This is a genomic window from Luteimonas granuli, assembly GCF_007795095.1.
Taxonomy (GTDB): domain Bacteria; phylum Pseudomonadota; class Gammaproteobacteria; order Xanthomonadales; family Xanthomonadaceae; genus Luteimonas; species Luteimonas granuli.
In genome coordinates this window covers 692375-718250 of record NZ_CP042218.1, presented here as the reverse complement: position 1 = coordinate 718250, position 25876 = coordinate 692375, and the positions used below count along the sequence as shown (strand labels likewise).

General features: G+C 70.5%; 21 protein-coding genes and 1 riboswitch. Of the genes, 8 read left to right on the top strand and 13 right to left on the bottom strand.

Annotated features, from left to right (window positions below):
- Window positions 1-25: 25 nt before the first annotated feature.
- Together FPZ22_RS03215 and nirK are read right to left on the bottom strand one after the other, a co-directional pair.
- Entirely contained in the window at window positions 26-745 is a 720-nt protein-coding gene (locus FPZ22_RS03215; RefSeq protein ID WP_144890248.1) for a hypothetical protein, read from the bottom strand.
- 140 nt (window positions 746-885) lie between these two features.
- Window positions 886-2262, bottom strand: coding sequence for a copper-containing nitrite reductase (gene nirK / locus FPZ22_RS03210; RefSeq protein ID WP_210412698.1), 1377 nt, complete (start codon window positions 2260-2262; stop codon window positions 886-888).
- A 199-nt stretch (window positions 2263-2461) separates the two neighbouring features.
- Here nirK and FPZ22_RS03205 point away from each other — a divergent pair, with 199 nt between their 5' ends.
- From FPZ22_RS03205 to FPZ22_RS03195, 3 genes are all read left to right on the top strand, one after another.
- Complete coding sequence (locus FPZ22_RS03205; protein ID WP_144890245.1) at window positions 2462-2845, top strand: DUF2946 family protein; 384 nt, start codon at window positions 2462-2464, stop codon at window positions 2843-2845.
- Between the two features lie 114 nt (window positions 2846-2959).
- On the top strand, window positions 2960-5020 hold the full coding sequence (locus FPZ22_RS03200) for a TonB-dependent copper receptor (protein ID WP_144893885.1): 2061 nt from the start codon (window positions 2960-2962) through the stop codon (window positions 5018-5020).
- Between the two features lie 37 nt (window positions 5021-5057).
- Window positions 5058-6962 carry an FUSC family protein gene (locus FPZ22_RS03195; protein WP_144890242.1) on the top strand — a complete coding sequence of 635 codons (1905 nt, stop codon included), beginning with the start codon at window positions 5058-5060 and terminating at the stop codon, window positions 6960-6962.
- Here the strand turns inward: FPZ22_RS03195 and arsC are convergent.
- Complete coding sequence (arsC, locus tag FPZ22_RS03190; protein WP_144890239.1) at window positions 6952-7317, bottom strand: arsenate reductase (glutaredoxin); 366 nt, start codon at window positions 7315-7317, stop codon at window positions 6952-6954. The two genes, FPZ22_RS03195 and arsC, sit on opposite strands and share 11 nt — an antisense overlap.
- 112 nt (window positions 7318-7429) lie before the next feature.
- Between arsC and FPZ22_RS03185 the strand changes: the two genes are divergently transcribed.
- Window positions 7430-8044 (top strand): hypothetical protein, encoded by a 615-nt coding sequence (locus FPZ22_RS03185; RefSeq protein ID WP_144890236.1) that lies wholly within the window; start codon window positions 7430-7432, stop codon window positions 8042-8044.
- Window positions 8045-8088: 44 nt separating this feature from the next.
- On the opposite strand, the gene egtD is transcribed toward FPZ22_RS03185, so the two are convergent.
- The 4 genes from egtD to gcvP all read right to left on the bottom strand — a co-directional run bounded on the left by egtD (window position 8089) and on the right by gcvP (window position 15472).
- A complete protein-coding gene (egtD, locus tag FPZ22_RS03180; protein WP_144890233.1) occupies window positions 8089-9051 on the bottom strand; it encodes an L-histidine N(alpha)-methyltransferase in 963 nt (320 codons plus the stop codon).
- Window positions 9048-10211, bottom strand: a complete 1164-nt coding sequence (gene egtB, locus FPZ22_RS03175; RefSeq protein WP_425463033.1) for an ergothioneine biosynthesis protein EgtB — start codon at window positions 10209-10211, stop codon at window positions 9048-9050. The genes egtD and egtB overlap by 4 nt, the downstream gene beginning before the upstream one ends.
- A gap of 96 nt (window positions 10212-10307) precedes the next feature.
- Complete coding sequence (locus FPZ22_RS03170) at window positions 10308-12476, bottom strand: catalase (protein WP_144890231.1); 2169 nt, start codon at window positions 12474-12476, stop codon at window positions 10308-10310.
- A gap of 89 nt (window positions 12477-12565) precedes the next feature.
- Entirely contained in the window at window positions 12566-15472 is a 2907-nt protein-coding gene (gcvP, locus tag FPZ22_RS03165; protein WP_144890228.1) for an aminomethyl-transferring glycine dehydrogenase, read from the bottom strand.
- 47 nt (window positions 15473-15519) lie between these two features.
- Window positions 15520-15622: riboswitch (glycine riboswitch) on the bottom strand.
- Window positions 15623-15810: 188 nt separating this feature from the next.
- On the opposite strand from gcvP, the gene FPZ22_RS03160 reads away from it, so the two are divergent.
- Window positions 15811-17058 (top strand): multidrug effflux MFS transporter, encoded by a 1248-nt coding sequence (locus FPZ22_RS03160; protein WP_144890225.1) that lies wholly within the window; start codon window positions 15811-15813, stop codon window positions 17056-17058.
- A 13-nt stretch (window positions 17059-17071) separates the two neighbouring features.
- On the opposite strand, the gene FPZ22_RS03155 is transcribed toward FPZ22_RS03160, so the two are convergent.
- Genes FPZ22_RS03155 through FPZ22_RS03130 form a run of 6 tightly spaced genes read right to left on the bottom strand, consistent with a single transcriptional unit; the run spans window position 17072 to window position 22072 of the window.
- Window positions 17072-19030 (bottom strand): M2 family metallopeptidase, encoded by a 1959-nt coding sequence (locus FPZ22_RS03155; protein WP_425463032.1) that lies wholly within the window; start codon window positions 19028-19030, stop codon window positions 17072-17074.
- A gap of 43 nt (window positions 19031-19073) precedes the next feature.
- Window positions 19074-19571, bottom strand: coding sequence for a hypothetical protein (locus FPZ22_RS03150; RefSeq protein WP_144890220.1), 498 nt, complete (start codon window positions 19569-19571; stop codon window positions 19074-19076).
- Between the two features lie 7 nt (window positions 19572-19578).
- Entirely contained in the window at window positions 19579-19842 is a 264-nt protein-coding gene (gene minE / locus FPZ22_RS03145) for a cell division topological specificity factor MinE (protein ID WP_144890217.1), read from the bottom strand.
- Window positions 19843-19845: 3 nt separating this feature from the next.
- Complete coding sequence (gene minD / locus FPZ22_RS03140; RefSeq protein WP_144890215.1) at window positions 19846-20655, bottom strand: septum site-determining protein MinD; 810 nt, start codon at window positions 20653-20655, stop codon at window positions 19846-19848.
- 23 nt (window positions 20656-20678) lie between these two features.
- The gene (gene minC, locus FPZ22_RS03135; RefSeq protein ID WP_144893881.1) at window positions 20679-21476 is read right to left on the bottom strand and encodes a septum site-determining protein MinC; all 798 of its coding nucleotides are present in this window, start codon (window positions 21474-21476) and stop codon (window positions 20679-20681) included.
- Window positions 21476-22072, bottom strand: a complete 597-nt coding sequence (locus FPZ22_RS03130) for a GNAT family N-acetyltransferase (protein WP_144890212.1) — start codon at window positions 22070-22072, stop codon at window positions 21476-21478. The genes minC and FPZ22_RS03130 overlap by 1 nt, the downstream gene beginning before the upstream one ends.
- A 187-nt stretch (window positions 22073-22259) precedes the next feature.
- Here FPZ22_RS03130 and FPZ22_RS03125 point away from each other — a divergent pair, with 187 nt between their 5' ends.
- The 3 genes from FPZ22_RS03125 to FPZ22_RS03115 all read left to right on the top strand — a co-directional run bounded on the left by FPZ22_RS03125 (window position 22260) and on the right by FPZ22_RS03115 (window position 25860).
- Window positions 22260-23486 carry a sensor histidine kinase gene (locus FPZ22_RS03125; RefSeq protein ID WP_144890209.1) on the top strand — a complete coding sequence of 409 codons (1227 nt, stop codon included), beginning with the start codon at window positions 22260-22262 and terminating at the stop codon, window positions 23484-23486.
- On the top strand, window positions 23483-24160 hold the full coding sequence (locus FPZ22_RS03120) for a response regulator (RefSeq protein ID WP_144890207.1): 678 nt from the start codon (window positions 23483-23485) through the stop codon (window positions 24158-24160). Before FPZ22_RS03125 ends, FPZ22_RS03120 begins: the two co-directional genes overlap by 4 nt.
- Window positions 24161-24717: 557 nt before the next feature.
- The gene (locus FPZ22_RS03115; RefSeq protein WP_144890204.1) at window positions 24718-25860 is read left to right on the top strand and encodes a polyketide cyclase; all 1143 of its coding nucleotides are present in this window, start codon (window positions 24718-24720) and stop codon (window positions 25858-25860) included.
- Window positions 25861-25876 lie beyond the last annotated feature (16 nt).

Sequence of the window (25876 nt, the reverse complement as noted above, 5' to 3'; positions counted from 1 at the left end):
CCCGCGCATGCGGGTCATCCGCATCCTACGCCATCGCTCTGCGCGGCGTTGCCGGACGCCTGGCCCAGGGCCGCGCGATGCGGCGTTCAGCCCCCTGCGCGCGGTGGAGCATGTGGAAGGTGCCGATTTCCGCGACCACGCAGGCCGGTTTGCGCGGAGCCAGGTCCGCGTCGGCCGGCTGGCCGCGCGACAGCCGCGCCAGGCCATCAAGGGCGGAAGCATGGGGACCGGTGCCCGAAGCCGCTTCCTGCGCACGCTCCCAGCAGGTCCGCGGGTCCGTGGCCTCCGCCGACGCGCCGGGCACGCTGGCAAGCGCCAGCAGGATCTCGAGGGCGCGGCCGTCCAGCGGCCGATACGCCGCCACGCGCAGGCGGCCGTCCTCGCGCGGGGCGATGGCGGCGAGCAGGGCGTCCCCGCGCTGCAGGGCGAGGGCGTCGGCCTCCTCCGGCTCGACCGGTCCGAGCTCAAGCCACCAGTCCTCGCCCTGGGCGATGATGGATTCGCGCGGGTCGTCGGGCGCCAGGAGCTCGGCCAGCCGTGCCATGGCCGGCTCCATGCGCTGCCAGTCCGCCCCCGGACGGGCGGCGCGCAGCTGCAGGCCGTGCAGCATGTCGGCCAGCGGCAGTTCGCCGTCGTTGGCGACGGCGGCCTGGAAAGTCTGGAGGGCGACGGGATAGGGGATGGCGGGCAGGCCGAGGCCGCTGAGGGCGTCGGGCCTGGGGTGGAGTTCGATCATCTGGTGCATGCGGTCATTGTCCGCTGCTTCGTCTCACGCGGCGTGACTGCGGCATGACCTTTGTGTGCAAGCGGGGGCTTGACTCGCCCGAGAAAAAAAGGGCCCCGCCGAAGCGGGGCCCTGCACGTGGGAGAGTGGACGGCCTGCGGTCAGTGGCCGGACGAGGCGTCGATCGCTTCCTTGCTGCTGAAGATCGCCGCGTCCGCCTTGCCGTGCACCGTGAGGATGCCGGTCAGGCCCTTCTCGGCGCGGGACAGCGCATGGTCGACCAGGATGTACTTGCCCGGGTAGTCGACCTTGAACTCGACCATGGTCGCGCCGCCCGGCGGCACCAGCGTGGTCTGCACGTCCTTCAGCGGCGGGCTGGTGAAGGAGGCCAGGTCGTAGACCCGGTCGAACACCTCGCCGATCAGGTGGAAGCTCGAGATCAGGTTCGGACCGCCGACGCCGAAGAAGATGCGCACTTCCTCGCCCACGTTGGCCGTCATGTCGAAGGTCTTGGTGAGCGCGTCCATCGAGCCGTTGAACATCAGGTGCTCGGGCTTCTCGTCGAGCAGCTTGTCGACCGAGAACTCCTGCAGGCCGCGCGAACCATGCTTCTGCGCCGTGTACAGCTCGCCCTGCATGACGTAGTACTCCTTGTCGACCTTGGGCAGGCCGCCCTCGGGCTCGACCAGGATCATCCCGTACATGCCGTTGGAGATGTGGTGGGCGATCATCGGCGTGGCGCAGTGGTACACGAACAGGCCGGGGTGAAGCGCCTTGAAGGTGAAGCTCTTGGTCTCGCCCGGGCGCACCTGGGTCACCGCCGCGCCGCCGCCGGGGCCGGTCACGGAGTGGAAGTCGACCGAATGGATGTTGACGCTGTTCTCGGCGTTCTTCAGGTTGATCGTCACCGTGTCGCCCTGGCGGATGCGCAGGAACGGGCCCGGGACCGTGTTGTCGAAGGTCCAGTAGCGGTAGGTGCTGCCGTCGTCCAGGCGGCCCTCGACCTCGGTGGTCAGCAGGTCGTAGGTGACGTGCTGCGGGCCGCGGTCACCAACCGGCTTGCCGACCTCGGCCGGGTTCTTGGCCACGTTGATCGCCGTGCTCACTTCCTTCTTCACGTCGCCGACGATCAGGTTGCCGGCCATGCCGGCGAGCTTGTGGCCGGGGATGGTGCAGATGTACTCGAAGGTGCCAGCCTTGGTGGCGCGGAACACGATCGTGGTCGCTGCGCCGACGCCGACGAGCTGGTCGGACTGGGCGCCGAACTCGGGGACCGCGATGTCGTGCATGGCGCCGTCGTTGTTGGTGACGGTGATGGCCACCACCGCGCCCTCGGCCACGCGCAGTTCCGGATTGACCACGTCCTTGATCGGGCCCGCGTTGCCGATGAACACCATCTTCCCGTTGGCGATTTCGGTGCGCAGGCTGAAGGTGACGTCGGCGATCATGTCGACCGAAGCCTGGCCCTGGGCGGCGGCCTCGAACGGGACGAAGCCACCGGCGGTGGCAAGTGCGAACAGCAGTACCAGGTTCCTCATGGGATGTTTCCTCAGCGGTTGAATGAAATCTGGAAGGATCGGGGCGGGGGCTCTTCCGCCGTTGGAGCGGACGATACCGATGCGCCCGCGCGCGTCTCCATGACTTGAGTCAAGCACGTACATTCGCGTACGGGAATCGACTGCGCTTGACCTGTGTCATCCGTCTTTCCGCAGGTGATCCGCGATAATCCGCTGCACCATGAAGCACAGTGCCTTCAATCGCTGGATGTCGCGGATCGGCCTGGCCGCCGCGCTGCTGCTGGTCATGGTGCCCACGGTCGGACGGGTGGCGCACGCCGCCGTGGCCGATGTGATCCACCATCAGGAAACGCATGCGCAGCATGGCCATGCATCGCACGCGCAGCATGGTGGCGGCGGGGACGGCGAACGACGCCCGGCCATCGGTGATCCCGAGTGCGACTATTGCCCCTTGCTGGCCTCGATGGCCGTCGCCGCGGGCGTGGCGTTCGATATCGTGCACGTGCCGCGCGCAGCAGCGCCGGCGATCGCGACGCAGGCACCGCGCCTGCGCTGGTGGCATCCCAGTGGACTGGGATCGCGCGGGCCGCCCCGGCGGGGCTGAGCCGACACCACGCCGCGCGGGTACGCCCGCGGCGCAAACCCCACGATATCCCTCCCATGGAGTTCCACCATGTCGATCCCGTTCTGCCCGGCGATCCGTTCGTCGGCCCTGTTCATGGCCATCGCCGCGGCGCTGGCCAGCCCCGCCGCATTCGCGGTCGAAGCCGCCGAGGACGCGGCCCACATCCATGCCGACGCCACTCGCACCGTCGATTTCGACGCCCTGGTGGTGACCGCCGCGGCCCCGGTGTCCGCGCTCACCTGGGAGACCAGTCCGAAGCTGCCGCGGCAGCCGGTGCCTGCCAGCGACGGCGCCGACTACCTCAAGACCATCCCCGGCTTCAGCGCGGTGCGCAACGGCGGCAGCAACGGCGACCCCGTGCTGCGCGGCATGTTCGGCTCGCGCCTGAACCTGCTCACCAACGACGGCGCCATGCCCGGCGCCTGTCCTTCGCGCATGGACAACGCCATGTCCTACATCGCGCCGGAGACCTATGACGCGCTGGTGGTGATCAAGGGACCGCAGACCGTGCTCTGGGGCCCGGGCGCGTCCGCGGGCACGGTGCGCTTCGAGCGCGACCGAGAGCACCATGTCGAGCCGAACTGGAAGGTCGGAGGCAGCGCCCTCGCCGGCAGCTGGGGCCGCAACGACCAGGTGCTGGATGCGACGTATGGCGCACCGTCGGGTTACGCCCGCATCAGCGCCAACCGTTCCGAGTCGGGCGACTACGACGACGGCAACGGCGACCGCGTCGGCTCGGCCTGGAAGAAGTGGAACGCCGATCTCGCACTGGGCTGGACGCCGGACGAGGACACCCTGCTGGAGCTCGGCATCGGCATCGGCGACGGCGAGGCGCGCTACGCCACGCGCGCCATGGACGGCAGCCAGTTCGACCGCACGAACTACAGCCTGCGTTTCGAGAAGACGGACCTCGGGCTCGGGGCGCTGCAGGCCTTCGAGGCCAGCGTCTACCGCAACATCGCCGACCACGTGATGGACAACTACAGCCTGCGCGACCCCAATCCCGATGGTCCGATGCCGATGCCGATGGCGTCGAACGTCGAGCGCAGCACCAGCGGTGGTCGCGCGGTGGCCACCTGGCGCGGCGCGACGTTCGAGCTCGCCACCGGCATCGACGCCCAGGACAGCCGCCACCGCCGCCGCGGCGGCGTGGGCCGCGGCACCTACCTCGCCCTGCCCCGGGTGGTGGACGCGCGCTTCGACAACCTCGGCGTGTTCGCCGAAGGCACATGGTTCCAGGGCGACGCGGGCCGCTGGATCGCGGGTGCGCGCGTCGACCGCGCGGGCGTCGACGACGAGCGCATGACGGTGTCCGGCGGGCACGGCAATCCGCCGATGCACAACCCGACGGCGGGGCAGTCGCGCGAGGAGACGCTCAAGGCCGGCTTCGTGCGCTACGAGCGCGACATCGACCGCAGGCTGAGCTGGTACGCGGGCGTCGGCCACACCGAGCGCATGCCCGACTACTGGGAGATGTTCTCGGCCGACATGGGACCGATGGGAGCGGTCAACGCCTTCGCCGGCCTCGACACCGAGAAGACCACCCAGCTCGATGTCGGGCTGCAATACCGCGGCGAACGCTTCAGCGCCTGGGTCTCGGCCTATGCCGGCCGGGTCGAAGACTTCATCCAGTTCCGCTACATGGACACGATGATGGGGAAGAGGTCCCGGGTGACGAACATCGACGCCGAGACCCGCGGCGCCGAGCTCGGCGTCGAGTACCGGCCCGCGCAGGACTGGAAGCTCGGCGGCAGCCTGGCCTACGCCCGCGGCGAGGACCGGGACAGCGGCCGGCCGTTGCCGCAGATGCCGCCCCTGGAGGGCCGCTTCAGCGCCGACTGGAACAACGGAACCTGGTCGGCGGGCGTGTTGCTGCGCGTGGTCGACGGGCAGGACCGGGTGGCGGAGGGCTACGGCAACGTGGTGGGCCAGGACATCGGGCCCAGCGCCGGTTTCGCCACCCTGGCGCTCAACGCCGGCTACCGGGTCAACGCGCGCCTGCAGGTCACTGCCGGCGTCGACAACCTGTTCGACCGCGCCTACAGCGAGCATCTCAACCTGGCCGGCAACGCGGACTTCGGCTATCCGGCCGATGCGGTGCGCATCAACGAGCCCGGCCGCACGTTCTGGCTGCGCGCGGGCTACGGCTGGTGAGCCGGCCGCGGTCGGCATGCGGGGCTAGAATCCTTGCGTGTCGACCGCGACCCACAGCCCGGAGCCGCCCGGCCTGCGCAAGCAGCTGCGCGGCGTGTTCCATGTGCGCCGGGGACCGCCGCGGCGCTGGCGCTTCGCGCTGCGCGCCGCGTTCTGCATGGGCATGCCGATCCTCGCCGGCTGGCTGGCCGGCGACGTCACCGCGGGGATGATGGCCGCCACCGGCGGCTTCACCGCGCTGTACGGCAGCGACCGGCCATACCTCGACCGCGCGCGGGAACTGGCCGGTATCGCGCTCGCGTTCGCGCTGGCGGTGGGCCTCGGCATGGCGGCCGCCGAAGCGGGCGCACTGGTCGTGGTGCCCGTGGTGGCGGCGCTGGCGATGGTGGCCACCTGGATGGGCAACGCCTTCCAGATCGGTCCGCCGGGGGCCTACATGTTCCTGCTCGCCTGCGCCGCGGCCAGCGGCATGCGCGAGCCGCCCGGCGGACCGCTGCACTCGGCGCTGCTGGTGCTGGGTGGCGGTTCTTTCGCATGGTGCGTGCACATGCTGGGCGTCCTCGTCGATCCACGCGGCCCGGAGAAGGCGGCGGTGGTGCGGGCGGGCGATGCCGTGGCCGAGCATGCCGCGGCCATCGGCACGCCCGGGCAGCGGCGCGCCGGACACGCCGCGGCGCGCGCCCTGCATGCCGCCTGGAGCACCCTGGTCACCTACCAGCACAAGCGCGCCACGTCCGGCGGCCGCCTCACTGCGCTGCGCGCGATCAATCGCCGACTGCACACGCTGTTCGCCGACGCGATATGGCGGCCGGACCGCGGCGACCCCTCGTCGACGGCCATCGACGAGGTGCGCGGACTGCAGGCGCAGGCGCGTGCCCTGGTGCACGCCGGCCAGCTCCCCGAAGGCGTGGTGCCCGGCATGGTGCCGCTGGGCCATCCGGGCGCGCTCACGGTGCTGGCGGAGGCGCTGCGGCCGGGCTCGCTCTCGCGCGGGGTGGTGCTGCGCGTGGGGCTTGCCGCGCTGGTTGCGGGCTGGCTGGGCGCGCAGTTCAACCTCGAGCGCTCGTACTGGGCGGTGGCGGCGGCGGTGCTGATGCTGCACCAGGGCTTCGACTGGAACCGCACCCTGGTGCGCTCGGCCGAGAGGCTGCTCGGTACCTGGGTCGGACTGCTGCTGGGCGGCGCGATCATCCTGCTGTATCCGCAGGGGCCGTGGCTGGTGCTGACGGTGATGGCGCTGCAGTTCGCGGTCGAGATGCTGGTGGTGCGCAACTACGCCGCGGCGGTGGTGTTCATCACCAGCGCCGCGCTGCTGCTCGCATCGGGCGGGCATCCGGTGGATTCGCCCGGCGCCTATGTGCTCGCACGTGGGGTCGATACCGCCGTGGGCTGCCTGGTGGCGCTGCTGGTGTTCCGGTTGCTGCCGTCGAAGCCGGCGGCGGTGCTGCCGCCGCTGCTGGCCGGCACGATCCGCGGTGTCGATGCCCTGGCACCGCACCTGGCGCGCGGGGACGTGGACACGCGGGCCGCGCGGGTCGCGGCCCGCGACCTGCAGCGCCAGGGCTTCGCGCTCGAGGATGCCTACGAAAGCGCACTGGCCGCAGGGCCCGCGCAGCGCAGCGAGGCCGAGCGGCAATGGCCGGCAGTGGCCGCCACCCTGCAACTGGCATACCGCGCGCTGTCGGCGGGCTGGATGTTCGATCGGCTGGACGACGCGGCCGCCCGGGAGCGGGCGCGCGAACTCTTTGGCGAGGGCGGAGAGACCGGGCTGCGCGAGAGTCTGCGCGTGCTCGCGACGGCCGCGGAAACGAAGGAGAACCCGCCGCCCGCGCTGCCCTTGCTGCCGCCGCTGCTGGAGCGGGAGCTGCGGCACCTGCATGACTGCCTGCGCGGAGAGCCGGGACGGCAGCCGGCCGGGCCGGAGCCGACGCTCAGGGAGTGACCGCGGGCGGCAGGATCTCCTGCACCGCCTCGACCGGCCGGCCCAGCCGCGTTCCCAGCGCGGTCTGCACGAAGGGCCGCTGGATCAGCACCGGTTCGCGCACCATGGCGTCGATCAGCGCCTCGTCGTCCAGGCCAGGGTCGTCGAGGCCGAGTCGCGCGTACGCGGGCTCCTTGGCGCGGATCGCCTCGCGCACGCTCAGGCCGGCGTCGCGGATCAGCGCCGCCAGCCGCTCGCGTCCAGGCGGATGCAGCAGGTATTCGATGATCTCCGGCTCGATGCCGGCGTCGCGGATCATTGCCAGCGCCTTGCGCGAGGTGCTGCAGCGGGGGTTGTGGTAGATCACGGCCTTCATCGCGGGTCCCGACATGAATGGTGGCGACATGGTAGGACAGCGGGCTTCACCGCCGCGCAACGCCGATGCCCCGAAGGTGGACCCTCCCCCATCCGGATCAGAGGAGCGCGAGATGGCACGCGCGAGCTACGACAAGGCACAGCTGCACGAACTCCTGTACCAGGGGCTCGAAACGGAAATCGGCGGCGAGGAGGTCTACCTGGCCGCGATCGAGTGCGCGGTCAACGACGACCTGCGCAAGGAGTGGAACGAGTACCTGGAGGAGACCAGGGAGCACCAGAAAGTCCTGCTGGCCCTGTTCGAGCAGCTCGGACTCGACCCCGAGGTGCGCACGCCGGGCCGCGAGATCGTCGCCCACCACGGCAGGGCCCTGGTGGAAGCGATGGAGATGGCCCGGGACGCGGATGATCCGGCGGCCGCGGAACTGGTCGCCGCCGAATGCGTGGTGCTCGCCGAGACCAAGGACCATCTCAACTGGGAGCTGGTCGGCTACGTGGCGAAGAAGGCCTCCGGCGACGTCGGCAAGGCGCTCATGGCCGCGTACGAAGAGGTCGAATCGCAGGAAGACCACCACCTGTATCACACCAAGGGCTGGACCCGGGAGCTGTGGCTGCAGTCCCTGGGGCTGGCGGCGGTGCTGCCGCCGCCCGAGGAAGTCAGGAAGGTGGAGACCGCGATCGGCGCCGCGCGCGCCGAAAGCGCGCGCGACCAGATGCGCAAGCACTGACCGGGCACGGCAGGGCCGCGGCCGGATGCCGCGGCGTGCCACGCTCAGGCCGGCCGCAACAGGCGCAGGCCGAACCAGTCGCGCGGGTCGTTCCAGGCCCCTGCCACGCTCAGGCCCGCCTCGGCGGCCAGCGCCTCGATGCCGGCATCGGTGTACTTCCGGCTCTGCTCGACCTGCATTTCCTCGCCGCGCGCGAACCTGAATTCGCGGCTCTCGACGGTGACGATCTGGTCGCGCAGGCTCCGCAGCGTGGTCACCACCCGGCCTTCGGCCCGGATGTAGCGCGCGCGGTGCGCGAAGCCGCCCAGGTCGAAGTCGCTGCCGATATCCCGGTTGAGCCGGCGCAGCAGGTTGAGGGTGAACTCGGCGGTGACGCCGGCGGCATCGTTGTAGGCGGCCTCGATCACCGCGGGATCCTTCTCGAGATCGAGGCCGACGAGGGCGGCGCCGCTGCTCCCCATGGTGTCCCGCATGGCCGACAGCAGCCGCAGCGACTCGCGGTGGCTGAAGTTGCCGAGGGTCGATCCGGGAAAGAACACCAGGGCGGAGCGGGCGGCGCGGGAAGGCGCGGGCAGCGGCACCGCGCGGGTGAAGTCCGCCAGCACGGGCAGAACTTCCACGTCGCCGAACTCGCGGTCCAGGCGTTCGGCGCTCGCGGTCAGCGCCGAACGGGAGATCTCGATCGGCGTGTAGGCGACGGGATCGTCCAGTGCGTCCAGCAGCAGCCGCGTCTTGCGGCCGCTGCCGCTGCCGTACTCCACCACATGCGCGCGCGGTCCGACTGCGGCCGCGATTTCCGGCCCGCGTTCGGCGAGCAGGGCGAGCTCGATGCGCGTGGGATAGTACTCCGGCTGCCGGGTGATGGCCTCGAAAAGCTCCGAGCCGCGCTGGTCGTAGAAGTACTTCGACGGCAGGTGCTTCGGATCCGACGACAGCCCGCGCAGCACGTCGCCGGCGATGTCGTCGACGCTGGGGTGAAGGTCGGTGATCCGCAGCCTGCTGCTCAATCGGTGTCCCTTGCCAGGCGCAGGCCGGAGAACTGCCAGCGCGCGTGCGGTGCGAAGAAGTTGCGGTAGCTCGAGCGCGCGTGTCCCGCAGGCGTGGCGCAACTGCCTCCGCGAAGCACCAGCTGCCCGCTCATGAACTTGCCGTTGTACTCGCCGAGCGTGCCCGGCAAGGGACGAAAGCCGGGATAGGGAGCGTGCGCGCTGGACGTCCATTCCCAGGCCTGGCCGATGCCCGCGAGCCTGGGGGACGCATGCTCCCACTCGTACTCGGTCGGCAGGCGTGCGCCGGACCAGCGGGCGAAGGCGTCGGCCTCGTAGTGGCTGAGGTGGCGCACGGGCGCTTCCGGATCGCGCTCGCTCCAGCCGGCCAGGGTGAACTCGCGCGCGCCGTCCTCGTGCCAGTACAGCGGGCGCCGCCAGCCTTCGCGCTGGGCCAGGTCCCAGCCGTCGCTCAGCCACAGCGCCGGAGTCGCGTAGCCGCCGTCGGCGACGAAGGCGGCGTACCCGGCATTGTCCACCGGTCGGAGGGCGATCGCGTGCGCGCCGAGCAGCACGCGGTGGCGCGGGCTCTCGTTGTCGTAGGCGAAGCCGGCGCCGGGCCATGGCGGCGCACCGATGTCGACGATGCGCTCCCCGCAGGTGATCCATCCGCCCGGCGCACCGGCCGGAGCGTCGGCATCGTCGGCACGGCCAAGGTGCGCCCGTTCGATCGTGCAGCCGGGGTCATAGGCCGGCTGAAGCGGGTTGCACCAGAGTGCATGCTTGATGTCGGTGAGCAACAGCTCCTGGTGCTGCTGCTCGTGGTGGACGCCGAGGAGGAGCAGGTCCAGCTGGTGCGGCGTGAAGCCGCCGGCCGCCAGGCGTTCGAGCATGCGCGCGTCGATGGCGTCGCGCCACGCCAGCACGTCGGCGAGCGCGGGCCGCGAGACCAGTCCGCGATGCGCGCGCTCGTGGCGTTCGCCGGCGCCGACGTAGTAGCTGTTGAACAGGAAATCCCAACGCGCAGGCATTTCCCCGGGGGCGTCGCCCAGCACGAAGCGCGAGAAGAACCAGGTGGTATGCGCGAGATGCCACTTCGCGGGACTGGCCTCGGGCATCGACTGCAGCTGCGCGTCCTCGGGCGACAAGGGCGCGGCCAGCGCGACGGTGCGGGCGCGCATGTCCGCGTAGCGGGCGGCAAGGTCCGTGGCGATGTCCGGGGGCTCACCGCCGCCGCATACGGGGTCCGGAAGCGTCGCCGCGCGCATCGGCGTCACTCAGGCGAGGCTGCGCAGCTTCGGCTCGCGCGCCCATTGCCGCGTTTTGGCGGCGGCAATGAAGGCCCTGGCGTCGGCGGCGTCGACGATGCCCGCGTCGCGGCCGACGTGGCCGGCCTTGAGCAGCGGCAGCGCGCCGTCATCGGATGCGATCGCCTTGAGGTGCGTCCATGCGTTGGCGACGAAGTCCACCGCCGCCGATTCCTTCGCCAGCTTCCTGCCCGCGGCCTCCGACAACAGCACCGCGACGGCGTCGAACACCTGCGAAGGCGTGCCCGCGAGCTGGCCGTCGGCCGCCTGCTTCCTGCCGTCCGACAGGGTTGCGCCGCCCAGCTTCGGTGCCACCACCTTGACCGTGGCGCCGGCGGACTCGGCGGCCTTGCGCAAGGCCTTCAGCGTTGCGGCGTCGCTGCCCTCGTCGATGAGGATGCCGATGCGGCGGCCTTCCAGCGTGTCCTTCATGCGCCCGATGATGCGCACCTCGGGCGCGGGAGGCATGTCCTGTGCCGGCATCGCGGCAGGCACCCCGGGCGGCAGCATGTCCATGCCGAGGCCGTCCGCGACCCGCTCGGCCAGTGATCCGTCGACGTTGCGCAGCTGACCGACCAGGCGCTCGCGCACCTTCGGCGTCTCCACCTTCGACAGCTCGAACACCAGGGCCGAGGCCAGGTGCGCCTGCTCCGGCGCCTCGAGGCTGCGGAAGAACATCCGTGCCTGGCTGAAGTGGTCGGCGAAGCTCTCCGGCCGGATGCGGCCCTTGGCGCCGTCGTCCACCGAGGCGTGGCTGTGGAAGCCCGTCGCGGCGTCGGCCCGCGGACTGTCTTCCTGCAGCGAGCTGGGCTCGTAGTTCACCCGCCCGCGCGGCACCTGCGTCTGCATGTGCCCGTCGCGCTGCTGGTTGGCGAAGGGGCACTTGGGCTGGTTGACCGGGATCTGGTGGAAATTCGGGCCCCCGAGCCGGATCAGCTGCGTGTCCAGGTAGGAGAACAGCCGCCCCTGCAGCAGCGGGTCGTTGCTGAAGTCGATCCCCGGCACGAGGTTGGCGGGGCAGAAGGCCACCTGCTCGGTCTCGGCGAAGAAGTTGTCCGGCCAGCGGTCGAGCACCATGCGCCCGACCACCTGCAGCGGCACCAGCGACTCGGGGACGATCTTGGTCGGGTCGAGGTGGTCGAAGGGAAAGGCCTCGGCCTCCTCCTCCGTGAACAGCTGCACCGCGAACTCCCACTCCGGGAAGTCGCCCGCCTGGATCGACTCGAACAGGTCGCGGCGGTGGTAGTCGTTGTCCGCGGCCTGGAGCTTCATCGCCTCGTCCCAGACCGTGGACTGGACGCCCAGCTTCGGCCGCCAGTGGAACTTGACGAAGGTGCTGTGCCCCTCGTGGTCCAGGAAGCGGAAGCTGTGCACGCCGAAGCCTTCCATCATCCGCAGCGAGCGCGGGATGGTGCGGTCGCTCATCGCCCACATGATCATGTGCATCGACTCGGGCGTGAGCGATATGAAGTCCCAGAGCGTGTCGTGCGCGTTGGTCGCCTGCGGGAAGCCACGGTCGGGCTCGGGCTTGAACGCGTGCACCAGGTCGGGGAACTTGATCGCGTCCTGGATGAAGAACACCGGGACGTTGTTGCCCACCAGGTCGTAGTTGCCTTCCTTCGTGTAGAACTTGACCGCGAAGCCGCGTACGTCGCGCGGGGTGTCGATCGAACCCTTGCTGCCGGCCACGGTGGAGAATCGCGTGAACACCGGCGTGCGTTCGCCGACCTCGGTGAAAAGCTTCGCCCGGGTGTACTCCGCCAGCGACCTCGTGAGCTCGAAGTACCCGTGCGCGGCCGAACCGCGCGCATGCACGATGCGCTCGGGGATGCGCTCGTGGTCGAAGTGCATGATCTTCTCGCGGAGGATGAAGTCCTCCAGCAGCGCCGGGCCGCGCGGGCCCTGCCTGAGCGAGTTCTGGTTGTCGGCGATGACCACGCCCTGGTTGGTGGTCAGCCGGGGACGCTCGCCGCCGGCCTGCTGCTGGTACTCGCCGCCGTTGCCGCGCGGTGCATCGAACTCGGGGTCCGGGCCGGCGGGGCGGCCCGCGCTGCCCGCGGGTTTCGCCTTCGCGGGCTTGCGATCAGTCGATGGCTGCGTACGGGGCGACGCTGCGGTCGGTGTGCGGGCCCTGGCCATGGGGCTGCTCCTTGCGGGGGGAGCAACCATCCTGTTCCGCCGTGCGTAAAGCCGACGTCGTGCCCCGGCCTCCCGCCCGCAGCCCGCTTTTACACCACGTCGGGTTCGCTGAACGCCTCCGGCTCGTCCTCGGCCGAGCCGATCGGAATGCAACTGCAGAACACGTTCTTGTCGCCGTGCACGTTGTCCACCCGCGCCACCGGCGGCCAGTACTTCTGCTGGCGCAGCGAAGGCAGCGGGAACACCGCCAGCTCCCGCGGGTAGGCGTGCGACCACTCGCTGGCCGAGGCCTGCGCCGCGGTGTGCGGGGCGTGCTTGAGCGGGTTGTCCTCGCGGTCCAGACGGCCGTCCTCGACCGCCCGGATTTCCTCGCGGATCTGGATCATGGCGTCGATGAAGCGGTCGAGCTCGTGCAGGCTCTCGCTCTCGGTCGGCTCCACCATCAGCGTGCCCGAGACGGGGAAGCTCAGCGTCGGCGCGTGGAAACCGAAGTCGATCAGGCGCTTGGCCACGTCTTCGGCGCCGATGCCGGTGGCGTCCTTCAGCGGGCGCAGGTCGAGGATGCACTCGTGCGCGACCAGGCCGTTGCGGCCGGTGTAGAGGGTCGGGTAGTGCGGCTCGAGGCGCCTGGCGATGTAGTTGGCGTTGAGCAGGGCGACCTGGGTCGCGCGGCGCAGGCCTTCCGCGCCCATGAGCGTGATGTACATCCAGCTGATCGGCAGGATGCTGGCCGAGCCGTAGGTTGCGGCCGAGACCATGCCCACGCGCGGGGCGTCGCCGGCCTCGTCGCCGGTGGCGGGCACGGCTGACGGGAGGAACGGCGCGAGATGCGACTTCACCGCACAGGGACCGACGCCCGGGCCGCCGCCGCCGTGCGGGATGCAGAAGGTCTTGTGCAGGTTGAGATGGCTGACGTCCGAGCCCCACGTGCCGGGCTTCGCGACGCCGACGAGCGCGTTCATGTTGGCGCCGTCGGTGTACACCTGGCCGCCGTGGGCATGCACGATCTCGCAGATCTCGACCACGTCCTCCTCGAACACGCCGTGCGTGGAGGGGTAGGTGATCATGATCGCGGCGAGGCGGTCGCCGTACTTCTCCGCCTTGAGGCGGATGTCCTCGACGTCGACGTTGCCGTTCGCGTCGCAACGCGTCACGACCACGGTCATGCCCGCCATCTGCGCCGAGGCCGGGTTGGTGCCGTGGGCGGATTCCGGGATCAGGCAGACATCGCGATGGCCTTCGCCGCGCGAACGGTGCCAGGCGCGGATCGCCAGCAGGCCGGCGAACTCGCCCTGCGCGCCCGAGTTGGGCTGGAAGCTGACCGCGTCATAGCCGGTGATCTCGGCCAGCATCGCCTCCAGGCCGTCGATCAGCTCCACGTAGCCCTCGGTCTGGTCGGCCGGCGCCAGCGGGTGGATCTGGCTGAACTCCGGCCAGGTGATCGGGATCATCTCGGCGGTGGCGTTGAGCTTCATGGTGCACGAGCCCAGCGGGATCATCGTGCGGTCCATGGCCAGGTCCTTGTCGGCCAGGGCGCGCATGTAGCGCAGCAGCTCGTGCTCGCTGTGGTGGGTGTTGAACACCGGGTGGGTCAGGAACGGCGTGCCGCGCGGCAGCCCGGCGGGCAGCGCGTCCGGCGTGGTGGCGTCGAGCGCGTCGATGTCGTCGATCGAACCGCCGAACAGCGCGGCAAGCGCGGCCACGTCCTCGCGGGTGGTGGTCTCGTCGAGGCTGATGCCGATGGCGCCATCGTCGAAGTGGCGCAGGTTGATGCGCGCCTCGCGGGCCCTGGCGTGCACGGCGGCGGCGTCGACGCCGGTGACGTGCAGGGTGTCGAAGAAGTCGCCGCCAACGGACGCGCCGGCCTTGCGCAGGGCGTCGGCGAGGATCGCGGTGAAGCGGTGCACGCGGCGCGCGATCCGCGCCAGGCCCTCGGGGCCGTGGTAGACGGCGTACATGCCCGCCATCACGGCCAGCAGCACCTGCGCGGTGCAGATGTTGCTGGTCGCCTTCTCGCGACGGATGTGCTGTTCCCGGGTCTGCAGGGTCAGGCGGTAGGCGGGATTGCCCTCGGCGTCCACGGAGACGCCGATCAGGCGGCCCGGCATCTGGCGCTTGAACGCGTCGCGGCAGGCCATGTAGCCGGCGTGCGGGCCGCCGAAGCCGAAGGGCACGCCGAAGCGCTGGGTGTTGCCGACCACGATGTCCGCACCCCATTCGCCGGGCGCGGCGATCAGCGTCAGCGCGAGCAGGTCGGCGGCCACCGCCACCACGCCGCCGCGCGCATGCACGGCCCCGGCGACGGCGCGGTAGTCGTGGATGCGGCCGAAGGTGTCCGGGTACTGCATCAGCACGCCATAGCTGTCGACGGTGGCGGCGTCGGCGTCGTCGCCCACCTGCAGCTCGATGCCGAGGCCGTCGGCACGCGTGCGCAGCACCTCGAGCGTCTGCGGGTGCACGTTCTTCGAGACGAAGAACACGTTCGACTTCGACTTCGCCGAGCGCTTGGCCAGCGTCATCGCCTCGGCGGCGGCGGTGGCTTCGTCCAGCAGCGAGGCGCTGGCGATCTCCATGCCGGTCAGGTCGACCAGCATGGTCTGGAAGTTGATCAGCGCCTCCATGCGGCCCTGCGAGATCTCCGCCTGGTAGGGCGTGTAGGCGGTGTACCAGGCCGGGTTCTCGAGGATGTTGCGCAGGATGACGTTGGGGACATGGGTGCCGTAGTAGCCCTGCCCGATGAAGCTGCGGAAGACGGTGTTGCGCTTCGCGATGCCGCGGATCTTCGCCAGCGCGTCGACCTCGCTCATCGGCGGCGGCAGGTCGAGCGCGGTGCCGGAGCGGATCGAGCCGGGCACGATGGCGTCGGTCATCGCGTCGAGCGATTCGTGGCCGACCACGCGCAGCATGTGCGCGACCTCGGCGTCGTTGGGGCCGATGTGGCGCGAGACGAAGGCGTCGTGGTGCTCGAGCGAGCGGAGGGAGGCGGGCTTGGACATGGCGATCGGACTCTGGCGGGCGCGGAAGGGCCGCGTGCACGCACGCGGGGCGCCCCTCTGTCCTTTTGCCTGAGAGTTCAGGGCCGGGCAGACGCCCCGCCCCATGCACCTTCGGCGCCGGGTTTGACCGGTCTCTCCAGAGTTGTTCCCCGCCTGCGGTACGTGGGCCTGAGCGATTACGGGCGTTGCGCCTTCGGCAGCCGGCCCGGCGGTCCGGGCGGCTTCTCCCGCGGGTGGGATGCAGCACCGGGATTATAGCCCGGCGCTTGATATCCTGAGCCGCCTCCCCCGATCCCAGACCTCACCATGCCGCCAGCCGCGCAGGGTGCGCCCCGCTGATGGCCGCGCCGCATCTTCCCCGATCCACAGGCCGGCTGGCGCTGCTGCTCGCCGGGCTGTCGATGTTCGGCCCGTTCTCGATCGACGCCATCTTCCCGGCGTTCCCGGCCATGGGCGCCTCGCTGGGCGCCGACAAGCTGGCCATGCAGCAGACCATCAGCGCCTACCTGGTGGCCTATGCGCTGATGAGCCTGGTGCACGGGCCGGCCTCGGACGCACTCGGGCGGCGGCGGGTGATCCTGGGCGGCCTTGTGGTGTTCACCGCCGCTTCGGTGGGCTGCGCGCTGGCGGACGACCTGGCCACGATGCTGGCGTTCCGCGTGCTGCAGGGGCTGTCGGCCGGCGTGGGCCTGATCGTGGGCCGCGCGGTGATCCGCGACATCTTCCACGGCGACGACGCCCAGCGCCTGATGAGCCAGGTGTCGATGATCTTCGGCATCGCCCCGGCCATCGCGCCGGTGATCGGCGGCTGGATCCTGGGCTGGGGCGCATGGAACGACATCTTCTGGTTCCTGGTCGGATTCGGCGTGCTGCTGTCCGCGTCGGCCTGGGCCTGGCTGCCGGAGACGCACCCGCCGGAGAAACGCATTCCGCCGGTGCGGCTCCTGCGCGACTACGTGCTGATCCTGAGCAATCGCCGGTTCCAGCGGCTGGCGGCGACCGGCGCGCTCAACTTCGCCGCGCTGTTCCTGTACATCGCCTCGGCGCCGGCGTTCGTGCTCGACCTGCTGCGGCTCGACGAGCGCAGCTTCGCCTGGTTCTTCATGCCGATGATCGGCGGCATGATGCTGGGCGCGTTCACCTCCGGGCGCATGGCAGGGCGGCTGTCCCACGCCGTCCAGGTCAATGCCGGCTTCGCCTGTTGCGGACTGGCCGCGGCCGGCAACGTCGCCTACGGCCTGCTGGTGACGGACCCCTCGGTGCCCTGGGCCGTGCTGCCGCCGGCGCTCACCGCCTTCGGCGTGGCCCTTGTGTTCCCGGTGCTGACGCTGGCGGTGCTGGACATGTATCCGCGCCAGCGCGGCGCGGCTTCGTCGCTGCAGGCCTTCACCAGCCTGGCGCTCAACGCCGCGGTGGCGGGCCTGCTCTCGCCGCTGGCCAGCGGTTCGATGGCGACGCTGGCGATCGTGGCCGCCGGTTTCACCCTGGCGGCCTGGCTGGTCTGGCGGCTGGAGCGCCATCGTGGCCGCCAGCTTCCTGTCGAGGCCTGCGGGCCTGGCCTTCCAGAGCCCACCGACCACGTCTAGCGGCAGAGCGCGCTCACATGCCTGCGGAGGCCCTCCAGCCGCAGGTCCTGCCCTCGTTCTGCTCGACCAGCCAGGTCTGCAGCGGCGCGAAGTACTCCAGCACCGCCGAGGCGTCCATCTGCTCGCCGCCGGTGAGTTCGCGCATGGTCTGCTGCCAGGGCTGGCTGTTGCCCTTGGAGAGCATCGCCCAGAACTTCGCTCCGGCAGCCTCGTTGCCGGCGAAGCTGCACTCGTTCAACGGGCCCTGGTGGCCGGCGGCGTCGCACAGCGCCTTGTAGAACTGGAACTGCAGCACGTGCGAGAGGAAATAGCGTGTGTAGGGCGTGTTGCCCGGCACGTGGTACTTGGCGCCCGGATCGAAGAACTCCTCGCCGCGCGGCGTGACCGGGGCCACGCCCTGGTACCGCGCCTTCAGCTCCCACCAGGCCCGGTTGTAGTTGTCGGGAGTGATCGAACCATCGAACACGCCCCAGCGCCAGCGGTCGATCATCAGGCCGAAGGGCAGGAAGGCGACCTTGGACAGCGCCATGCGCATCTGTGCGTTGATCAGCGCCTCCTCTCCGGGCGCCTGGCCCTCCACCAGCCCGATCGACTGCAGGTACGCGGGCGTCATCGCCAGGACGATGGTGTCGCCGATGGCCTCGTGGAAGCCGTCGTGCGCGCCGTTCTGGAACAGCGGCGGCTGGTGGCCGTAGGCCAGGTAGTAATAGACGTGGCCGAGCTCGTGGTAGATGGTGGTGAAGTCTTCCTCGTTCGGCTTGATGCACATCTTGGTGCGGACGTCGGTGGCATCGGCGTCCATCTGCCAGGCGCTGGCGTGGCAGACCACGTCGCGGTCGCGCGGCTTGATGAACTGCGTGTTCGTCCAGTAATCATCCGGCAGCGCCGGCATGCCCAGCGAGGTGTAGAACTCCTCGGCCTTGCGGGTCATGGCCCTGGCGTGCTCGAGGTGCGCTCCGCGCGCGACCTCCACGCGGCCGTCGGTCTCGAGCAGCGCACTCTCGCGGACCAGGTGCTCGTTCAGCGTGGCCTGGAACTGGCGCTCCAGCGCGCCGCTGACGTCCAGCTGGCTGGCGCGCGGGTAGGGCGCCAGCAGCGACCAGAGGTTGCTCCAGTCCTGCTGCCACATGTTGCCCATCAGGTGCGCCGGCAGCATGCCGTTGATCGAGCCGCGGCCCGGATACTTCGCTTCGAGGCGTGTGCGGGCGTAGCAATGCAGCTGTTCGTACAGTGGCTCGACCTGGCTCCACAGGCGGTCGGTCTCGGCGGACAGCTCCACCGGCGTCATGTCATAGCCGGCGCGCCACAGTTCGCCGGCGTCGGCGAAGCCCAGGTCGCGCGCGCCCTCGTTGACCAGGCTGACGAAGCGCGTGTAGTCCTCGCGCATCGGCATGGAGATGGTGTGCCAGCCCTGCCAGGCGTCGAGCTGCCGGTCGTAGTCGCGGCTGTCGCGCAGCACGTCCTCGAGCGCGCCCAGCTGGCGGCAGCTGCGGGCCTCGCCTTCGCCGGTACAGTATTCGCCGCGTCCGTACATGCCTTCCATCCTGCTGGCCAGGCGGGTCAGTTCGGACAGCTTCGCGGGATCGCGCGGCGGCGGCATCGCGGTGCCGAGCCTGAGCAGGCCGATCGCGCGCTCGGTGGCCGGCGACATCTCCTTGCCTTCGAAGCGCCGTGACTGCTCCACCCACTGCTGGGTGCGGGCGAGGAAGCGCTCGTTGCCCTTGGAGGCCAGGAGCTCGCTGTCGCCGTTGATGTAGGTCGAGGCGACCCACTGCGAGGCCGTGTACTCCGGCATCAGCTGCGCGAACTCCGTATTCACCCGGGCGATGAACTCGTCCGCGGTCTCCTTCTCCAGCTGCGCCTGGGACGGCGTGCCGTCGGGGCCGGGGGCGGTGGAGGGCGCGCGGCTGCAGGCGGCCAGCGCCAGGCCGGCGGCGACGGCGAGGGCGATGCGGGTGGCTTGGTTCACGATGGATCTCCGGTGGCGCCGGGTGGCGGCGCGAAACCCACGCAGGCTAGTAGGCGCCCGATGCAGCCGCAAGTGGCACCGGGCGCGATGCCGCCGCGGGCAGCAGTGCGCGCGCCTCGAGCCACGCACGCGCGTCATCGGCATCGCGCTCGAACCAGGCGCGCGTGGAGCCCAGGCGGAAGCTGTAGCCCCAGGCGTCCATGTCGCGCATCAGCCGACCGCCGCCGACGCCGGGCAAGGCGTCGGCGAGCACGATCTGCAGGTAGCAGGTGGCGTCTTCCTCCGGCACCGAGTCGGTGGCGTCGGTATGCACCTGCGCGCGGCGCTCCGGCGGCAGCACGATCAGGTGGCAGGCCTCGTGCAGCAGGGAATGCACGGGCGTGTCGGCGCGCGCATAGACGGTGGAGGCGATGATCCCGGCCTCCGGCTCGCCCCAGTAGCTGCCCGGGATCGGCGCGCCGTCGTCGACGCGCACAAGGTCCAGCCCGTGGCCGGCGAGGAGGGCGGCGGCGTCCGCGAAGCCGATGTCGCCGAGCAGCAGCACGCCGGCCTCAGCCCGCGGCGGTGCGTTCGTCGGTCAGGGCCACGGTGATGTCGAGCACGTCGTGCTCGCCGTCCTTGGTCAGGTCGACCTTGACCGCGTCGACGTCGACGCTGACGTACTTCCGGATCACCTCCAGCAGCTCGCGCTGCAGCAAGGGGAGGTAGTCCGGCGCGCCGCGCGTGCTGCGCTCCTGGGCGACGATGATCCGCAGCCGTTCCTTGGCGATCGACGCGGTGTTCTTCTTCGCCCGCAGGAAATCGAACATACCCATGCCTCAACCTCCGAACAGCTTGCTGAAGAAACCCTTCTTCTCCAGCTGGACGAAGCGCATCGGCCGCTCCTCGCCGGCGATGCGGGCGACCGCGTCGTCGTAGGCCTGGCCCGCCCCCGACTCCATGTCGAGGATGACCGGTTCGCCCTTGTTCGAGGCGTTGAGCACGTCGCCGGACTCCGGGATCACGCCGATGGTCTTCAGCCCCAGCACCTCCTCGACGTCGGTCACCGACAGCATCTCGCCGCTCTCCACGCGCGCCGGGTTGTAGCGGGTCAGCAGCAGGTGCGATTTCACCGGCTCGCCGGCCTCGGCGCGGCGGGTCTTGGAGTCGAGCAGGCCGATGATGCGGTCGGAGTCGCGCACCGAGGAGACCTCGGGGTTGACCACCACCACCGCCTGGTCGGCGAAGTACATGGCGAGGTACGCGCCTTTCTCGATGCCCGCCGGCGAATCGCAGACGACGTAGTCGAAGCCGTCGGCGTCGAGCTCCTTCAGCACCTTCTCCACGCCGTCGCGGTTGAGCGCATCCTTGTCCCGCGTCTGCGAGGCGGCGAGCACGAACAGGTTGTCGAAGCGCTTGTCCTTGATCAGGGCCTGCCGCAGCGTGGCCTCGCCCTGGGTGACGTTGACGAAGTCGTACACCACGCGGCGCTCGCAGCCCATGATCAGGTCGAGGTTGCGCAGGCCGACGTCGAAGTCGATGACCGCGGTCTTCTTGCCGCGCCGCGCCAGCCCGCAGGCCAGGCTCGCGCTGGTGGTGGTCTTGCCGACGCCGCCCTTGCCGGACGTGACTACGATGATTTCGGCCAAAGTCTCTCTCCTGTGCCCGCGTTTCAGTCGAGCGTTGCGATGTTCAGCTGGTCGCCCTCGAGCCAGACCTGCACGGCCTTGCCGCGCAGCTCCGCCGGGATCTCTTCCAGCACCTTGTAGTGTCCCGCCACCGCCACGAGTTCGGCATGGAACTCCCGGCAGAAGATACGCGCCCGGGCGTTGCCCTGCGCGCCGGCCAGGGCCCGTCCGCGCAGCGCGCCGTAGATGTGGATGGAACCGTCGGCGATGACTTCGGCGCCGGCGCCGACGGCGGCCAGCACGGTGAGGTCGCGGTTCTCGGCATAGACCTGCTGGCCGGAACGCACCGCGGAGGCCTGGATCAGGCCAGGTCCGCCGCTGCCTTGGCGGGAAGCGCCCGCGGCGGCGCGCGGTGGTTCGGTGGCCGCCGGCGCCGCGGGTGGGGGAGCGGGGTCCGGCATTGCCGGGGCCGTCGCTCCCGCCGACGATTCGTACTGGGCCCGGAACCGGGCCAGCAGCGGCAGGCCCAGTTCGACGGCCAGCTGTTCGTTCTCGCTGTTGCCCCAGGCCAGGGCCACGGGCAGGGCGCCGGCCTCGCGCAGGGCCTCGAGCAGGGCGCGGGCGGTGGCCGCGTCCGGCAGCGCCGGCAGGCCGCCGAAGTCGATGATCACCGCGCCGCGGGCGAAAAGCTTCGGCGCCCGCTGCACCCGGTCGCGCATCTCCGCGGCCAGACGGCCGACGTCGAGGGTGCGGATGCGCAGGTTGGCGATGCCGACCTGGCCGATCTTGAGTTCGCCGGCGGGCTCGAAGTCGGGGGCGGGCGCGCCCTGGGCCTTCGCCATCATCGGGTGCCCGTCGCCAGGCAGGCCTCGCCGAGCGGCCGCGGGCGCGCCAGCCAGGGCTGGTCGGGAAGCGCGTCGCCGTAGGTCTCGCGCACCCAGGGATAGCTGCACAGCTCCTTGGTCAGCATCGAAGCGCGGATGCCGGTGCCGGGCATCACGTGCTGGCCGACCTCGCGGAAGCCGAAGCTGCCGTGGAAGATGCGCGCAGCGTCGTTGTCGTGCTCGATGAAGACCTCGCAGGCCAGCACCGGATAGCGGAGCTCGGCGTAGCTCTGGATGTCGGCGTAGAGGGTGCGGCCGACGCCGCCGCCGCGGCGGCGGCTGGCCACGACCACCCGGTCGATGTACATGAAGTCCGGATGGCGCTCGGCGAACCAGGCGAAGTTGCTGCTGTCGTGGCCGCGTCGCGATCCGAAGCCGACCAGGAAGCCGGCCAGCGTGCCGTCGCGCTCGGCGACGCGGAAATAGTCGGCGGTGTCGAAGAACCGGCCCAGCCGGGCGGAATCGAGCGGCAGGATCGAGGGACCGGCGGCGTTGTTCAGGGCAAGGACGGAATCCAGCTCGTGCTCGCGCACGTCGCGGACGACAATCGACATTCCAGACTCCGTGGTGTGGCCAATGACCTTCAACGTCGCGCGCGGGGCGGGCGGGCCAGCGTCGCGCGTGGGGCGGCGCATTATCGCACGGCCCGGTCGCCTGGCTGCACCGGCCCCGGAAACGGGCCGGCAACGGGACATGACTTCCGGACGTCGCCGCGGCGGCGTCTGCCCCTACCATGCAGGCATGCTCCAGCGCTTCGACCACAACCGCCTGCTGCGCTATGCCGGACTGTTCACCTGGGCGGTGATCGGCCTGCCGCTGCTGTTGCTGACCCTGCCGCAGGAGGGCGGCGACGGGGTGCCGCTTGCGGCGGTCCCCGGGGCGGTGCAGGCCTGGCTGGCCTGGGCCGTGTTCGGTGCGAGCTACGCCTGGCTGACCCGCGGCCTGGGGCGGCAGCGGGTCGGATCCCTGGACCGGGCGCTCCTGGCCGGGCTGGCGGGCGGCGCCATCGCCATCAGCTACTACAGCCAGAGCGGGCTGGGCAGCATCCTGTTGATGGTCGTGGCCAGCGTGCTGCCCTGGCTGCTGCCGGTCTGGCAAGGGGTGGCGCTGCTGGTGCTGTGCGAGTTCGTGATCGTCCCGGTCTACGTCCGCGGCTTCGATTTCTCCTGGGGCGAGGCCATCCTCCAGGCCAGCCTGTACGTCGGCTTCACCGGCTTCGCCTTCGTCACCGGCCTGGTGGCCCGGCAGCAGGCCCAGGCTCGCGACGAGCAGCGGCGCCTGAACGCGGAACTGCGCGCCACCCGCGCCCTGCTCGCCGAGAGCGTCCGGGTCAACGAACGCACGCGGATCTCGCGCGAGCTGCACGACCTGCTCGGCCACCACCTCACGGCGCTGAGCCTGAATCTGGAGGTGGCCAACCATCTCACCAGCGGCCGCGCCCAGGAGCACGTGGGCCAGGCCCACACCCTGGCCCGCCTCCTGCTCTCGGACGTCCGCGAAGCGGTCAGCCAGATCCGCGGCAACGAGACCATCGACATGGCCGCGACCCTCGAGCCCCTGGCCGGCAACGTGCCCGGCCTGAAGGTGGAGATGCGCCTTCCGCGCCCGTTCCCGATGGAGGACCCGGAGCGCGCCCACGTGCTGCTGCGCTGCACCCAGGAGATCATCACCAACGCCGTCCGCCATGCCCAGGCCAGCGTCCTGCACCTGCAGTACGCTCTGGAGCGCGGGGCGGTGCGCCTGGTGGCCCGCGACGACGGCCGTGGCGCCGACGGCTTCATCGCCGGCAATGGCCTGCGCGGGATGCGCGAGCGGCTGTCGGCGTATGGTGGCGAGGTGGAGGCCGAGACCGCGCCGGGGCAGGGGTTCACCCTCCGCCTGCGGCTGCCGCTGGACGGCGTGGCGGACATCGCGGTGCCCGTGGCGGAGCCGTCCGGCCCGCCGTCAACGACAACGGAGGCGACATGACCAGCCCTGCAACCCCGGCGGATCCGGGCCGTGCCATCCGCGTCTGCCTGGTCGACGACCAGACCCTGGTGCGACAGGGCATCCGCTCGCTGCTTGCGCTCGACGGCGGCATTGAAGTGGTGGCGGAGGCGGTGGATGGCCGCCAGGCGGTGGAAGTGATTCCACAGGCCGCGCCGGACGTGGTCCTGATGGACATGCGCATGCCGGCGATGTCCGGGCTGGAGGCGCTGCAGGCCCTGTCGCGGGCCGGGACGCTGCCGCCCACCATCATCCTCACCACCTTCGACGACGACCAGCTGGTGCTGGCCGGGCTCAAGGCCGGGGCCAAGGGCTATCTGCTGAAGGACGTGTCGCTGGAGCAGCTGGTGGGCGCCATCCGCACCGTGGCCTCCGGCGGTTCGCTGGTGCAGCCCGCGGTGACCCAGCGCCTGCTCTCGGGCCTCGAGCACATGCGCAACGATTTCGTCAGCCTGGACCGTCCGGATCCGCTGACCGACCGCGAGACCGAGATCCTGCGGCTGATGGCCTCGGGCTTCTCCAACAAGGAGATCGCGAACTCCCTGGGCGTCGCCGAAGGCACGATCAAGAACCACGTGTCCAACATCCTCAGCAAGCTGGGGGTGCGCGACCGGACGCGCGCGGTGCTCAAGGCCTTCGAGCTGCAGCTGGTCTGAGCCGCTTCGTTGGGGTCCGCGCAGCCCGTCCCGCACACAGGGGCGTGCTCCCCCGGCCGTCTCCGCGTCCTGCTCCCATCGGCCGGCCGCCGGCCATCCATGGCCGACTGTCCGCACACCCCCTGTGCACGGGACGGGCTCCGACGTTCTGCGGCTTCGGACGCAAGATCCAAAGCGGCGGAACCGGGCAGCTCCCGGTCATGACGCCCTCCGTTTCGACGCGAACGTCGACGTAGCCCTCGTCCCGACCGACCAAAGGTCGTGCCCGCCGCGGATGCAGGGGGGGATACCCAGAGCCGGCCATGGATGGCCGGCGGCCGGATCCGGGAGCAGGACGCGGAGAATCCGGCTGGGCATCCCCCCTGCGTCCGTGGCGGGCGGCCAGGACTCGAACGGAGCGTCCGTGGCGGGCGGGCCGGACTCCAACGAAGCGTTACCTCGACCGGGACAAGAACCTGGAAAATGCGTCCGGGAAGGTCGCGGCGACGCCGGCAATCTTGCTAGGATTGCCGGTCTGCGCCCCGGCCTCGGCCGGTCCTGGTCCCGGAGAACCCTGAATGACCCGTTTGCTCGAGCTCCTGATTTCCATGGCGATCGTCGCCGTGCTGTTCGTGATCGTCGGCGTGATGCTGCCGTCCAGCCGCTCCCTGACCGAGAGCGTCGAGACCAATCGCCGCCTGGCGATCGTGTTCGACACGCTCAACAGCTTCAAGCGCTTCGACGACTGGCATCCCTTCGCACTGGGCCAGGTCAGCCTGAACCGCTCGGGCCCGGATTCGGGCGTCGGCGCCCGCATCGACTACGACTCCGAAGTGTCGGGCGTGGGCAAGGGCAGCTGGGAGATCATCGAGTCCGAGCAGGATTCGCGCGTTGTCTACCGGATCGAGGACGACAAGCGCGGCAGGAACAAGCAGACCAGCTTCACCCTGAAGCCGACCGGTCGCGGCGGCCGCAACATCGAGATCACCCAGAACTACCAGGTCACCTACGGCTGGGACCTGCTGGGCCGCTATGCCGGCCTGTACGTGAGCCGCAACGTCGGTGACAGCATGAAGTTCGGGCTCGGCCGCCTGACCAACATGCTGGCCTCGGTGCCGAACTACGACTACCGCGTCGAGGGTTCGATGCTGACGGGCCTCGAGTTCGCCGAGATTCCGGCCGAGAACCTGCTGGTGGTCAATGCCGGCGCGATCGAGCGCAACAACGAAGTCATCAAGAAGGCGATGAAGGACAACGTCGAGTGGATCAAGCGCACCATGGACGAGAGCGGCCTCGAGCCGGTCGGCCCGGTGCGTATCGTGACCACCGAGTTCGCCCGCGACACCTATACCTTCGACGTGGTCCAGGCCGTGCGCCCGAAGGGCACCGGCACCGACCAGGCCCCGGCCGATGCCGTGGAAGGTGAGGAGGCGGCCGCCGCCCCGGCGGTGGCGGCGACGCAGTCCGAGCCCATCGACCCGGCGTCGATCAAGCTGCAGGGCCCGGTGACCTACGTCCGCAGCGAGCCGACGCGCGTCGTCCAGGGCAACTACAAGGGCTACATGGCCGAACTCGACGCGGTCCGCAGCGCCACCCGCGCCTGGGCGATGACCCAGGGCGAGGAGGCCATCGGCCGTCCTTACGAGTACTACCTCAACGGCATCGACGCGGCATTCACCGCCGACGGCCAGTTCAAGGTGTTCTGGAACATCAAGCGCTGAGCCGCGAGGCCGGTCC